This is a genomic window from Paenibacillus luteus (genome assembly GCF_006542765.1).
Classification (GTDB): Bacteria; Bacillota; Bacilli; order Paenibacillales; family Paenibacillaceae; genus Pristimantibacillus; species Pristimantibacillus luteus.
The window spans coordinates 12,023-26,463 of sequence record NZ_SKCD01000040.1 but is presented as its reverse complement, the minus strand read 5'-3'; the positions used below and the strand labels follow the sequence as shown (position 1 = coordinate 26,463).

General features: G+C 47.3%; 11 protein-coding genes. 7 read left to right on the top strand and 4 right to left on the bottom strand.

Translation table 11 applies throughout. From position 1 onward, the window contains the following. The first annotated feature begins 368 nt into the window (after positions 1–368). A complete protein-coding gene (locus E0496_RS25615; protein WP_141504590.1) occupies positions 369–560 on the top strand; it encodes a hypothetical protein in 192 nt (63 codons plus the stop codon). A 20-nt stretch (positions 561–580) separates the two neighbouring features. Here E0496_RS25615 and E0496_RS35685 read toward each other — a convergent pair whose 3' ends face one another. The 4 genes from E0496_RS35685 to E0496_RS25600 all read right to left on the bottom strand — a co-directional run bounded on the left by E0496_RS35685 (position 581) and on the right by E0496_RS25600 (position 4,623). Continuing rightward, on the bottom strand, positions 581–736 hold the full coding sequence (locus tag E0496_RS35685; protein ID WP_161601571.1) for a hypothetical protein: 156 nt from the start codon (positions 734–736) through the stop codon (positions 581–583). 514 nt (positions 737–1,250) lie between these two features. Continuing rightward, the gene (locus E0496_RS25610) at positions 1,251–2,426 is read right to left on the bottom strand and encodes a glycoside hydrolase family 130 protein (RefSeq protein ID WP_141504589.1); all 1,176 of its coding nucleotides are present in this window, start codon (positions 2,424–2,426) and stop codon (positions 1,251–1,253) included. A 14-nt stretch (positions 2,427–2,440) separates the two neighbouring features. Then, positions 2,441–3,652 (bottom strand): AGE family epimerase/isomerase, encoded by a 1,212-nt coding sequence (locus E0496_RS25605; protein WP_141504588.1) that lies wholly within the window; start codon positions 3,650–3,652, stop codon positions 2,441–2,443. Beyond that, positions 3,649–4,623 (bottom strand): glycoside hydrolase family 113, encoded by a 975-nt coding sequence (locus E0496_RS25600; protein ID WP_141504587.1) that lies wholly within the window; start codon positions 4,621–4,623, stop codon positions 3,649–3,651. Before E0496_RS25600 ends, E0496_RS25605 begins: the two co-directional genes overlap by 4 nt. 315 nt (positions 4,624–4,938) lie before the next feature. Here E0496_RS25600 and E0496_RS25595 point away from each other — a divergent pair, with 315 nt between their 5' ends. The 6 genes from E0496_RS25595 (at position 4,939) to lacZ (ending at position 14,408) form a co-directional block, all read left to right on the top strand. Continuing rightward, complete coding sequence (locus tag E0496_RS25595) at positions 4,939–6,252, top strand: ABC transporter substrate-binding protein (protein ID WP_141504586.1); 1,314 nt, start codon at positions 4,939–4,941, stop codon at positions 6,250–6,252. Between the two features lie 86 nt (positions 6,253–6,338). Next, positions 6,339–7,229 (top strand): carbohydrate ABC transporter permease, encoded by an 891-nt coding sequence (locus E0496_RS25590; protein ID WP_141504585.1) that lies wholly within the window; start codon positions 6,339–6,341, stop codon positions 7,227–7,229. 3 nt (positions 7,230–7,232) lie between these two features. Further along, a complete protein-coding gene (locus E0496_RS25585; RefSeq protein ID WP_139995822.1) occupies positions 7,233–8,063 on the top strand; it encodes a carbohydrate ABC transporter permease in 831 nt (276 codons plus the stop codon). A gap of 142 nt (positions 8,064–8,205) precedes the next feature. Continuing rightward, positions 8,206–8,964 carry a response regulator transcription factor gene (locus E0496_RS25580; protein WP_141504584.1) on the top strand — a complete coding sequence of 253 codons (759 nt, stop codon included), beginning with the start codon at positions 8,206–8,208 and terminating at the stop codon, positions 8,962–8,964. A 130-nt stretch (positions 8,965–9,094) separates the two neighbouring features. Further along, positions 9,095–10,912, top strand: coding sequence for an ABC transporter ATP-binding protein (locus E0496_RS25575; protein ID WP_141504583.1), 1,818 nt, complete (start codon positions 9,095–9,097; stop codon positions 10,910–10,912). Positions 10,913–11,300: 388 nt separating this feature from the next. After that, positions 11,301–14,408, top strand: coding sequence for a beta-galactosidase, LacZ type (gene lacZ, locus E0496_RS25570; RefSeq protein WP_141504582.1), 3,108 nt, complete (start codon positions 11,301–11,303; stop codon positions 14,406–14,408). The last annotated feature ends 33 nt before the right edge of the window (positions 14,409–14,441 follow it).

Sequence of the window (14,441 nt, the reverse complement as noted above, 5' to 3'; positions counted from 1 at the left end):
GATATCAAACATTATCTCATTCACGCTATGGACACAGAATCAAAAATGCGCTGGTGGTTCTGCCGAAGTGGTCAGCAGAGCGCTCGGAAGATACCGAATAGTTCAGTCATCTACTTCTCTAATATTTTCGACCATTTTTCGCCGGTCGAATACTTGAGTTGCTGAATGGAGCGGTAAACGGAGTGAATACGCATGATTAATATTTACGTACTGAATCAGGATGTTCTGGCAGAAAAACATTACAAGGAGTTGGTCAAAGAACTGAAAAAGAAGGGTCATCAATATGTTGTATCATCGTACTACGACATATTGTTTTCTATCCATCATCTTGCCAAATATGTTAAAATAGCCCGAAAGGAGGAGTTATTATGAATCAAGAAAACTTAAGTTGTAAAGTTTGTGGAAGTAATACGTTTGCTAAAGGTGAAATAATTAATGGGTACGCTCGAGTAATGCCAATTGGTAAAATGTTCGCTTCTGGCTCCCCGGTGATATATACATTTTGTAAAGAGTGCGGAGAAGTAGCATCAATTAAAATTGAAAAACCAGAGAAATTTTGAACCCTCAAGTAAGGACTTTTTTACATTTGATATTCATTCAGATGCTTCGTCATAAATCCATGAGCACAATGCGGGCAAACAAATACATCAGCATCAGCAAAAGTGCGGGAATTTCTATCTGCCAATTCCCCTTTTTCATAAAAAACCATGCCACGTTGATCATCTGGACAATTCATTCAACACACGCTCCTTATTCGTTGAAGCACATCATCATGCCTCAATGCAGACTTCATCATACGTCGTATCGCTCGCTTGAAAGCAGGACTTCATTGTCCTTCATATCGTACACCTTAGAACAAATATCATCGTCCAACAAATCACTACCTTAAAGCAGACCTCATCGCAAACCTCACCTTATACAAACTTCGCATTCTACTCGTCTCTGACGTCACCCATTGAATTAATAGGATTTTCTCCTTCTATATTTTCGAATTTCAGCTTTTCTTGGTGATTAGCAGGAGTTTCAGTGAGGATCAGCCGATTTGAGAAATCGGATTTCAATATGCGCATAAAAATAAGAAGAGCTGTCTTCAGGGCTTCCGCCTTGAAAACAGCTTTTCTTATCTTTGGGCTAATCTGAAGTTACTGAGAAGCCTTTCGTTTGATAGCTTAGTTAGAATGATTGCGTTAGTAATGATTATTAATCGTTTATTCTTAATCGTTTATTCTTATTCGTTTATTTTTGTTCATTTAGCTCTGCAGTTGAAGATTTCTGTCGATCAACGCGATGCGCTGTTCCACGCAAGCGTGGGAGCGAAGCGGGTCCTCAGGCGTGTTCAGGCAATAGTCGAGCAGTTGGGCCACCGAAGTCGCAGCAACATGGCAGCGGGTGTCGGAGGAGGCATAATAAATGTAAACGTCGCCGTTCTCCTGAGCGATGACGCCATTGCAGAATGCGACGTTGGACACATCGCCGACGCGTTCAATGCCCTCAGGCGCAAGCAAATGGCCGCCTGGGCGATGCGTTACTTTGTTCGGCTCCTGCAGATCGGAGAGGAAAGCGTACAATACGTAACGCAAGCCTGCAGCTGTGTTGCGAACGCCGTGGGCGATATGAATCCAGCCTTTGTCCGTCTTGATGGGGGCAGGGCCTTGGCCGTTCTTTACTTCCTTAATCGTATGATAGTGGCGCTCATCGATAATGATCTCGCGTTCGACGACGGCGTTCTCAATCGTATCGGAGAGTCCCCAGCCGATGCCGCCGCCGGAGCCGGTGTCGATGAAGCCATCCTGCGGACGCGTGTAGAAGGCATATTTGCCGTCAACGAATTCAGGATGAAGCACGACGTTGCGCTGCTGGTTGGAGGCGGTTTTCAGATCGGAAAGGCGCTCCCACTGCTTCAGATCCTTCGTTCTAACGATGCCGCATTGCGCGATTGCACTGGAGAGGTCACCTTTAGCGGCGGAAGGGTCTTTGCGCTCGGTGCAGAACAAGCCGTAAATCCAGCCGTCCTCATGCTGCACGAGACGCATATCATAGACATTCACGTCCGGATCGCTGGTTTCCGGCAGCAGTATCGGATAATTCCAGAAGCGGAAGCCGTCGATGGGACTATCGCTGGCGGCAATTGCAAAAAACGATTTGCGGTCATTGCCTTCCACGCGGGCGACCAGATGATATTTTCCGTTCAAGTAGATGGCACCGGGATTGAACACGCAGTGAATGCCAAGGCGCTCCATAAAGAACGGATTCGTCTCGGGGTTAAAATCATATTTCCAAATGAGCGGGGCATGAGCCGCCGTCAGGACAGGGTGTACATAACGGTCGAATACACCGTTTCCAGGCGCTTCCGGTTCATTTTTACGTTGAATAAGCTGCTCGTATTGCTCTGTTAAATAGTGTTTGCGTTCATTAAATTTACTCATTTGTCAAACCTCCATTAATGGGTAGATGATGCACCGGACAGCCGTTCTATCATTTCAAAGCAGGCGCGTCCGTTATGATAAGGACATTTCCAAGGGCTAACCTTCTCTATATTGCTGCTAGGAGTGCCGTCTCGATTAACGCTCCAATACCATTCGCCGTGATCCTTGTCGACCATATGGTTTTCAATGAATTGCCAAGACTTCTCGGCTGCGCTGCGATACTTATCCTCGCCAGTCATCTGAAAAGCATTATAGAAGCCTACGACGGCTTCAGCCTGCGGCCACCAATCCTTATCGCTGTCGATGAGACCAGCTGGCCCCGCCTCATTAAAGAGCCCGCCATCCACGTCGACGCCTTCGTTAAGCGTCACTTCAGCCATGCGAATCGCGATGGCTTTGGCCTCGGCAAGCAAGGCTTCATCACCAAGCACCTCGGCGGCTTCAACAAGCAGCCAGCTGCCCTCGATGTCATGCCCATAAGAAATGTGCTCGGATTTGACAGTCCACTGCTCGTCGAAGAACAGAATGAAATGCGCGCTGTCAGCATGGATAATATGCTGAATCGTAATTTGAATGAGTTCTTTCAGCTTGGCATGAAGCTCATCGGACTTCCAAACCCGGTAGAGATTGGTGTATCCCTCCATGACATGAAGGTGGGTGTTCATCGATTTTTTCTCGTTCAAATCATTCTCGCTGAGGCTGTTATCGTCGGTCTCCTGCCATTCGCGGGTTAACGCTTCAAAATAACCTTTATATTGCTGATCGTAGCTATAACGCTCAAGCGTATGGAACAGTTCAATCGCTTGCTGGAGCGAGGCTTCATTGCCGGTTGCCCGGTAATACTCGGAGAAAGCGTAGATGGCAAAAGCTTGGCCATATACCTGTTTCTTCGTTTCAGCCGGCTGTCCAGCCGCATCGACCATCCAATACAAGCCGCCGTATTCGTTGTCCACAAAATGCTCATTAACATAGCCGTAAGCACGGTCGGCTATTTTTAAATAGCTAGCATTGCCAGTCAACCGATAGGCGGTGGCAAAGGTCCACAAAATGCGCGTGTTGAGTACCAGGCTTTTGCCAGCCTCCGGATTCACGACTAGATCACGGCTGATAAAGCCAAAAAAACCGCCCTTGCTCTCATCAACGGTGTGATCCATCCAGAAACGGAGGATGTTTGACTCCAGCTCCTGTTTAATGCTGGCTAGCCATTGTTGGTTGGCTTCATTCATTTGGCAGCGGCCTCCTTGCTTGATTGTTCTATCTTTGCCGTATAGTACTCACGAACGGTTTGCTCGGCTTTTTTTCCGAACATACAGTAATCGTCATTTGCGGCAGCAGCGCTTTCTTCATATAGGCGGGCAGGCCAATCCCACAGCATAAAACCGCCTACCCAATCGCGTTTATCGGAGGAAGAGAACATAGCCTCGTAAAATTTGTGCTGTACTTCTTCGCTTGGCGCGCCGGGAAGTCCCCAGTCATTCGGAATATGCTGCGAGCCCTCGCGGCTTGGGCAGCCTGCCTCCATAAAGAAGAAAGGCTTATCGAATTTCGTGACCACCTTCTCAATACGATCGAGCTGCTCTTCCCAATCGGCGATCGGGTAATAGCCGCTGGAGGAGATAACATCGACAGCATCCCACCAATTTACTTGTCCTTCCTGGTATTTATCGCAGTTATAGGTCACGATGCCGGAATAAACCGTGCGTACCTGGGCAATCAATTCCCGCCATTCGTGTTCGCGGCGGTCCGTTTGCACCATTTCGCAGCCCACGCAAAACATTTCACAGCCCGTAGCCTCGGCGATCCGCGCATAGTGCAAAATAAATTCAGTATAGGAAGCGAACCAGTCAGACCACTTTGGCTCACAAGGCACATCGAGATCGAAGAAATTAATATGAGCACGCCAAGTCCCATCGGCGCAATTAACGACCGGTTTCAGGCAAACGTTAAGCCCTAGATCCTTAGCTTTGTCGATAGCATAACGCACCTCGTCGTCCGTTACGGTAGGCTCTTCGCGAAATTTTATTTCCGTCGCATGAGCATGGTCTTGAAGTGCTCCTAGCGCTATGGCTGTCCAGTTGACCTGTAACCGTTCAGCCATTAATTCCATGGAACGATCGGCTTGCTCGCCCGTCCATGTGCCACGAACCCCAGTCCAACCCCATGTCATCCCGCCAATATAAGCTGATTTGCTAGTCATTTGAGTCGCCTCACTTTGATTTCATATTTTTGTTATTGCTAAAAATTTAATTTGTTATATAACAAGTAAACATGATTCGAGTTTGGTTTGCAATCACTTTCTTGAAAATGGCCTGAATCCCTAAATAAGCTTCATTTAATAGCGATAAAAACAAACATTTTTGTGAATAAAATGAGCGTACAAGCCAAAGATAACGTTTTCAAATAATGTCAGTTGAAGACTATAAATAATATTTTAAACCATTTCAGCACAGCTTTTTATACGTTATTATCGAAATGTAAGCGGAATCAAAACGAACCGAGGGGGAAATGAAAAATGAAAAAAACAGTTTCGTTAGCACTTCTTTCTGTAATTATGCTAACAACGTTAGCGGCTTGTGGCGGCAATAATACAAACACGAATACGGCAACTAACAAGCCAAGTACAACGGATGCAGCAACCAACAAGCCGGACAATGGCGGCACGGAGGAAGCGCCTAAAGTAACGGGAGAGGTCGTATTCCTAACGAACCGTACAGACATGATCGACAAGCAGTACGTAGATTACGAGAAGCGCTTCGAAGAGAAATACCCTGGCGTAGACCTTAAATTCGAAGCGATCACGGATTATGATAAAACGTTGAAAATCCGTATCGCTTCCGGAGACTTCCCAGATGTGGTGTTCGTACCGACGATTCCAAACGGGGAGCTGGCCAATTATTTTGCTCCGCTTGATGATATTACCTTCTCTAATGACATTTACTTCAAGGATTTGAAAGCGAATGAAGGAAAAATGTACGGAATCTCCTCTGGCGCGTCGACAGTGGGTATTGTATACAACAAAAAAGCTTTCGAAAAAGCAGGCATTACCGAGCTTCCGAAAACCTATGACGAGTTTCTTGCAGCATCGCAGAAGCTTAAAGACGCAGGAATCGTACCTTTGGCTTCCAACTTCAAAGACAAATGGCCGCTGGATGCTTGGGTGTATGATGTGACTACCTTGATTGGCTCAGCTTCTGACCATCAGAACAAGCGTGCTGAAACCGATACGCCTTATACGCTTGACAATGCATACGGCAAATCATGGGGGATTTTGCGTGAACTTTATACAAAAGGCTTCCTTGAAGCCGATGTGAACTCGACGAACTGGGAGCAATCGAAAAAAGATGTAGCATCCGGAAAATTTGGTATGTATCTGCTTGGCAACTGGGTAATCAACCAAGTTATTGAGAACGGCGCTGCTTCTGAAGATATTGGCTTCTTCCCATTCCCAGCTGACAACTCCGGCGAAGCCAAAGCACCGCTTAACCCAGACTTTTTCTACGCAGTTAACAAAAAAGGAAACGTCGACGGAGCCAAAGCGTTCGTTCAATGGATGATTGAAGAATCGGGTTATGAAGATTTTGCCGGCTTCATTCCTACTCTGAAAGGCAGAGAGCCTAAGCTTCCTCAATTGGCGGAGTTCAATGCGTTTAATCCTAAGTTTTTTGAGCCTGCTGCTCCCGTAGACGCAGCGACCGAAATTCAAAATAAAGCGCAGCTTGATCAAGCCGCAGTCGTTCAAGAATTTGTATTGTCCAAAGACCCTCAGAAGGTGTTCGACAAAGTGAATACGGCTTGGGCGAAAGCGAAAAAAGATCTAGGCTTGTAGGAATTGTGTGCACGCCGGATCATCCTTAAGGGTTATCCGGCGTGCACCATCCGATTAGAAAGACGCAGGGAGGATGGGGTTGTCCCATGTTTAGCAGATTGCCTTTCAAAACACAGAAAAACTACGTAATCATTGGATTTGTCGCATTGCCTTTGCTGCTGTTGCTGACATTCGCCTATTATCCGGCATTAGAGCTCATACGTTTAAGTTTCACAAGCTGGGACGGACTAAGTCCGAATAAACCATGGATCGGATGGTCCAATTACAAAGAAGTCTTTTCTAATCCGGCCATATTTGGTGTTTTCAAACATAACTTTGCCTATTTCGCTGTCGGAATCGTACAAAATATCGCTGCTATCTATTTTGCAGTCGTTCTAAACAGCAAGCTCAAGGGAAAAAACTTTTTCAGGCTGCTGCTGTTTTTACCGTACATTCTAAACGGCGTTGCTGTAGCATATTTGTTCGGTTACGTATTTGATACGACAAACGGATCTTTGAATTACTTGCTTGGACAGCTTGGTTTCGATGCTTTATCCAAAACAAGCTGGCTCGGGAACGGTTCATTTGTCAACTACACGCTTGCATCGATCGGCTTTTGGCGGTTTATGGGGTTCAACATGGTGATCTATCTGGCTGCTCTTCAATCGATTCCAAATGATATATATGAAGCAGCCTCGATTGATGGTGCCAACGGCTGGCAGAAATTCATCCGCATTACCCTGCCTAATATTTATAAAATTATCGAGCTGAACTTGTTCCTAACCGTAACCGGCGCATTAGAAGTATTTGATCTCCCTTATATTTTGACCAAGGGCGGACCGGCTGGATCAAGCGAAACCTTTGTTATGAAAATTGTCGAGACGGCCTTCCAGTTTAACAACTATGGCCTTGCATCCGCGATGAGTGTAGTCTTGTTGTTTTTTGTGGTGATTGTGTTGTCAATTCAGCGCTTCCTGCTGAAGGGAAAGGGGGAATAATCGATGAATAAATCCAATAAGCTTTGGGATACCGTCAAATATATCAGCCTCGTATTGGCAGCATTTGCGATCTTATTCCCGCCTTATATCATTGTTGTTAATGCATTTAAGACGAAGGATGAGTTTCATACCAAATCAACTATTTCGATGCCAGACAGCTTTCTATACTTGAAAAACTTTTCGCAAGCCTTCAAGCAGGCGGATATGTTGAATGCCTTTGGCAATACGTTATTCATCATCGCGGTGACGCTTATTTTGAATATCTTGATCGGCTCCGCGTTCTGTTATGCGGTAGGCCGCTTTAATTTCCGGTTCAAAGGACCGCTGGTTGGCTTGTTCCTGTTTGCGACGATCATTCCTGCAATCACGACCCAGGTTGTCAACTACAAAACGATTCAGGCACTAGGCCTGACAAATAACTTAATGGGGCCTGTTCTCATTTATGTAGGCGCAGATATTTTGCAAATTTATATTTACCTGCAGTTCATCCGCAACATTCCAAATGAGCTGGATGAAAGCGCAATGCTGGAGGGAGCATCCTTAATCCGGATTTTCCGTTCAATTATTTTCCCGCTGCTTGCGCCGGCAACGGCGACGATCGTGATTTTGAAGACGATCAGCATCTATAACGATATGTTTATTCCGCTGTTATACTTGCCTAGAGCCGAGCATGTAGTTGTGTCCACGTCACTGATGCGATTTTTCGGCGTCAACAGCGGGGATTGGCAAATGATTGCCTCAGCCATTCTCATTATTATGATTCCAACAGCCATCCTTTATCTTTTCTTGCAAAAGTATATTTTCGCAGGTGTGACAAGCGGTGCGGTGAAATAATCCGCCCGCTTTCTTTCCGTTGCAGTGCTTTCGATTTTAGCGCAAACTAGATAAGTTGAAGTAAAGTCAGCGAAGCGAGAAGATCGTTCTGGAGAAACGTAGTGTTCGCCATAGAAAAGAGCAGGCGAGAGGAGTGGCAGCGATGAACATCATCATTGCGGATGACGAGGAGTTTATAAGGCTCGGCCTTGAAAAAATATTAACGAAAATGGATTTGGACATCAAGGTCATTGGTTCGTACAGCAATGGGATGGATGCTTGGGCACATATATCGAAGCTGGGCGAGGGTGAATTAGATGTGTTGATTACCGATATTAAAATGCCCATGATGGACGGCCTGAAGCTGATCGAGCATCTGCGGGGCAAGGCGATTGCTACGATTGTGCTTAGTGGCTTCAGCGAGTTCGAATATGCGCGGAAGGCACTTCGCTATGGCGTTCGCGATTATTTGCTGAAGCCTGTCGACAAAGCCAATCTGTATGAGCAGCTGGTTAAGATCAAGCAGGAGCAAAGCGAGGCTGCGGATGCTGCTGCGGCATTGCCTAATCCGCCAGGCGAGACGGTTAGCAGCGAGAAGGAGCATCATGTGATCGAGCAGATGAAGGCGATTCTGGAGGCTGAGTACGGCAAAAACTTCGAAATGGAACGGATAGCAGAAACGGTCGGCATGAGTGCCAATTATTTGAGCCGTCTATTCAAGCAGGAGACGGGCATGACGCTGACCGACTACCTGATTGATATCCGCATAGAGAAAGCGAAGCAGTTCCTGACGGATCATCCCAATCTGAAAAATTACGAAATATCACAGCTTGTCGGGTATAGCGATCCGGTTTATTTCAACAAGTTGTTTAAGAAAATGGTTGGGGATACGCCTAAGGATTATAAGGGGAAGCACCGCTAAAAAAAACAGAGCTAAATCGGATCGATTTAGTGCAGAATTGCACATTTACAGCCAAAGGAAATGGGCGTAAGATTGATGCGGTAGTTAACCGCTCAAGATGCGGTTCGTCAACTTTTAGAGCTACAGAGGGATGGAGAAAGCAATGTCAGAGAGCGCGGTAAAAACCCGGATGGGCTCAAATAAAGGGCTCGCTAGCACGTTTGAAAATGCAGCATTGGATGAAAATGCAAGCCCGCTGAAATTTTTGTTATCCTTGTACAAAGGCAATTTTGCCAATCTGTTCGTTTCGTTGTTATTTCTGCTCATTAAGAGCGCGCCGATCTATGTGTTGCCCATCGTTACGGCGAATATTATTAACATTGCGACGAACCCGGCTAAATATCCGCTTAGCGGGATTTGGATCAATTTTGCGGTCATCCTAATCGTTATTTTGCAAAATATACCGACGCATGCCGCGTATATTTCCTTTCTCAGCCGTGCGGTAAGATACGTGGAAGCGGGTCTGCGGAGCGCGCTTGTGCGCAAGCTTCAGCAGCTGTCGATCAACCAGCACCGCGAGCTGCCAGCCGGCAAGCTGCAATCGAAGGTGCTGCGCGATGTGGAAGCGGTCGAGATGATGTCGAAGCAGTTCATGATCGCGCTAGCGCCGGCAGTCGTCAACATTATCGTCTCGTTTGCGATTACACTGAACAGCAGCTGGGTCGTGTCCTTGTTTTTTGTGCTGACGATTCCTATGTCGATTACAATCGTGACTATTTTCCGCCGCAAAATCCGCAAGTCCAACAAGGAGTTCCGCAAGGAAATCGAGCAGATGTCCTCGCGCGTGTCGGAGATGGTGGAGATGATTCCGATCACAAGGGCGCATGGGCTGGAGAAGGTGGAAATTGCCCGGATCGACAATACGTTGCGGAACATTCAAGGAAAAGGGTATCGGCTGGATTTGGTTGAAGCCTATTTCGGATCAACGAACTGGGTAACCTTTCAAATCTTTCAAGTGTTATGCCTGATTTTCACCGCGTATCTGGCGTATAATGGCGAAATTCAGGTTGGCGATGTAGTGATGTACCAAGGTTTTTTTGCCATGATTTTGGGATCGGTTACCGGCCTTATTAATATTTATCCGCAAATTGCCAAGGGGCTTGAATCGATTCATTCGATAAAAGAGATTTTGCTGTCGACCGATATTGAAAATAACAGCGGCAAAAGAAAGCTTGCGGAGGTTCGCGGCAAATTTTCTTTCGAGGGTGTTGAGCTGTCTTACCCCGGCAGCGAGCATCATGTTCTAGAGGATGTTACGCTGAACGTTGAAGCAGGGGAATGTATTGCTTTTGTCGGTGCTTCGGGCGCAGGCAAATCAACGGTGCTTAATCTGGTCATCGGCTTTCTGCAGCCGACCGGCGGCAAGGTGCTGCTGGACGGCGTAGATTTGGCGGACATCGACCTTCGCAGCTACCGTAAGCATTTGGCAGTTGTGCCGCAGACGAACATTTTGTTCTCAGGAACGATTCGCGATAACATTACCTATGGCCTTCGCGATATTACCGATGAGCAGGTGAAACGTGTTATTGAGATGGCCAACTTGTCCGAATTTATTGGGAAGCTGCCGGATGGCCTGAATACGATGGTTGGCGAGCATGGCGGCAAGCTGTCCGGCGGACAGCGCCAGCGGATTGCTATCGCAAGAGCGCTGGTGCGCGAGCCTAAAATTATCATTTTGGACGAAGCGACCTCGGCTCTGGATAATGAATCAGAATTCCATGTACAGAAGGCGATGCAGGAGCTGATTAAAAATCGAACAACCTTTATCGTCGCTCACCGCTTGTCAACGATACGTGATGCCGACCGGATCGTGGTCATGAAGCATGGACGTATCGTGGAAGTGGGCACATTTGACGAGCTGATGGCTAGCAAGGGTGAATTTTATAACCTGAAGCAGCTTCAGCTCTAGAGCAACAAGCAGGAAACAGCTAATGGCAAGGTGGTTTGAGCGTTGACTCAGAAGAGGAACACTTTACAGAAAGTGTTCCTTAGCAGTCATCGTTGACTTCATTTTGATTGGCTGTTTTTTTGTTGCTGCAGGTGCAGAATGTGCCTCGTTGAAGGGAGGATGAAAAGGGATATGTTGAAGGAGGGCATTGCCATTCTATTATAAGAAGAGTAAGCGCTTTAAATTTAGCGGTAAATAATGGGCGCAAAAAGCTGTGTTTGGCTGGAGAACTTACTGATTGATATTCATATTTTTATAGTCAATATTAAAATTGTTTTATGAAATGTGGATTGGGAATGCATTATAATGTGAATATCATGTAATTAAACTATAATGAGGTGCTGATTCTATGCGCAAAAAGCTAAATTATACACCGCCGGTCAACGGCTATCCAGAGTGGAACAACAATCCGGAAATTTTTCGGCTTAACCGTCTTGACGCCCATGTATCGCTCATGCCATTCGATACCGTCGAAGAGGCTTTGGAGGGGACTCATAGCAAGTCTTCCAACTATTTAACGCTAAACGGCCAGTGGAAATTCGCGTTTGCAACCAAAGCGGAGTCACGCATCGCAAACTTTTATGAAGCTGATTTTGACCATAGTGATTGGGACAGCATTACAGTACCGGCGCATTGGCAATTGCAAGGCTATGACTATCCGCAGTACACGAATGTCAGATATCCTTGGGATGGCAATGAGGATATTAAGCCTCCGTTTGCTCCAACGGCATATAACCCAGTCGGCTCCTATGCGCGTACATTTACCCTGCCTGAGAGCTGGGATGGCAAACCGGTATTTATCAGCTTCCAAGGTGTGGAGTCTGCCTTTTACGTTTGGCTAAACGGTGAGCTAGTGGGCTTTAGCCAAGATACGTTTACGCCTTCCGAGTTCGATCTGACGCCATACCTGACTGCCGGCGAAAATAAGCTTGCCGTAGAGGTCTACCGTTGGAGCGATGCAAGCTGGCTGGAGGATCAGGATTTCTGGCGGATGAGCGGAATTTTCCGTGATGTGTATTTGTATACGACACCAGAAGCGCATATTTACGACTTTTTCGTCAAAACAGAGCTCGATGATCAGTACCGCGATGCTGAGCTCATTATCGATACGAAGCTACTGAACTATTTTGTGAAGCCGCTTGGCAATTTCACTTTGGAAGCGTCGCTCTATGATGCGAATCGGAATGCCTTATTTGAATCGCCATTGTCGCTGCAAACCAAAATAGACGGCGAGGACTTAACAGCGGCGCAGCTGCGCACTGCAGTAAGCAATCCGCTGAAGTGGAGCGCTGAGAATCCAAATCTGTACACGCTGATTTTGAGCCTGAAATTAGAGGATGGCACCCTTCTTGAAGCGATTAGCTGCAAGGTGGGCTTCCGCAAGTTCGAGATCAAGGATGGTCTCATGGAAATCAACGGCAAGCGGATCATGTTCAAAGGGGTTAACCGCCATGAGTTCTCCTCGGATACAGGCAGGGCGATTAATGAAGCGGATATGCGCAAGGATGCCGAGCTGATGAAGCTGTACAATATCAATTCCGTCCGTACTTCGCATTACCCGAACCATCCGCTTTGGTACAAGCTTTGCGATGAATACGGCCTATATGTGATCGATGAGACGAATTTGGAGACGCATGGCGCCTGGACTTATGGGCAGCAGGAGCTTGGCGAAACGGTACCGGGCAGCCGTCCAGAATGGACAGGCGCTGTGCTCGACCGTTGTAATTCGATGTTCCAACGTGACAAAAACCATGCTTCCATCGTCATATGGTCACTAGGCAATGAATCATTTGGCGGCGATAACTTTATCAAAATGCATGATTTCCTGCGTGACGCTGACCCGTCTCGCGTCGTTCATTATGAAGGAACGTTCCACTATCGCAAATCGGACGCGGCATCGGATATCGAGAGCCATATGTATACAAACCCGCAGGGCGTGGAGCATTATGCCCTCAATAACCCGCAAAAGCCGTTTATTCTATGCGAATATAGTCACGCGATGGGCAATTCCTGTGGCGGACTGCATGTATACTGGGAGCTTTTCGAGAAATATCCAGTTCTGCAGGGTGGTTTCATCTGGGACTGGATTGATCAGTCGATCCGGGTAACGGATGCTGACGGCGTTGTGAAAATGATGTACGGCGGGGATTTTGGCGAATCGCCGCATGATGGCAACTTCTGCGGCAATGGCATTATTTTTGCGGATCGCACGGTGTCGCCTAAGCTTCAGGAAGTGAAGAAGGTGTATCAGAACGCAAAGTTTGAGGCCGTTGATTTGAAGCAGGGCAAGCTTACGGTCACGAATCGACATTTGTTCAGCGCTTTGGATCAGTTTACGCTTGCGTGGGAAGTTGCGATTGATGGCATAAGCTTGGAATCAGGCAAGGTGGAAGCATCCACTGCTCCGGAAACGGAAGAAGCGTTGACGATTCCGTATAAGCTGCCTCAGCTGGCAAATGCGTCGCAGCAGGCTGTTCTTACTATTCAGCTTCTGCTGAAGGAACAAACGATTTGGGCAGAAGCGGGACACGAGATTGCGTTTGAGCAATTCGTTCTGCCTGCTACAGTTGCGCCGGTTGTTGGCCGTGCAGCGGAGAAACCGGCTATTCAAGTCGAAGAAACAGAGAAGCTGCTGCAAGTGAGCGGAGAGCAATTTACGCTGCAGTTCAATCTGGCTGACGGAAGCCTTGCTTCCTACGCATGGAATGGCTCAGAGCGTCTGCAAAAAGGCTTGGCCCCGAACTTCTGGCGCGCCTATACGGACAACGACCGCGGAAACAAGCATCATGAACGCTGCGCAACTTGGCGCGGAGCTGGAGCCGAACGCGAACTGCGAGGCATTAGCTGGGAGGTAGCTGCTAGCACGGTTACGGTGCGCGTGCAGTACAGCTTGCCAACTACAGCTGAATCATTGCTCTCCATGATCTACACGGTAAGCGGTGACGGGACGGTTGACGTATATGAGGAGCTGCAGCCAGGCCAAGGTTTGCCGGAAATTCCTGAGGTGGGCATTCTATTCCAAATGCCAGCACAATATGACCAGATCACCTGGTACGGCAAGGGTCCGGAGGATACGTATTGGGATCGCCAAACGGGCGGGAAGCTTGGATTATACACGGGCAAAGTGCAGGATCAGCTTGTGCCGTATATCCGCCCGCAGGAGTGCGGTAACAAAATGGACGTACGCCATGCACTTGTAACTAATGACATGGGCGAGGGCCTCGTGCTGAAGGGCGCGCCGCATTTTGAGCTGAATGTATTGCCGTATACACCTTCTGAGCTGGAAGCCAATGATCACCTTCATTTACTGCCAGAGAGCGATAAAACAGTCGTTCGTGTTAATCATAAGCAAATGGGCATTGGCGGGAATGACAGCTGGGGCCAGCTTCCGGAGAAGGAATATATTCTTTATGCAAATCAGGTGTACACACACCGTTTCTCTATCCAAGGCGTTTAATTGAACAAAGAGGCTGGTCCTTCGTCTGATGAC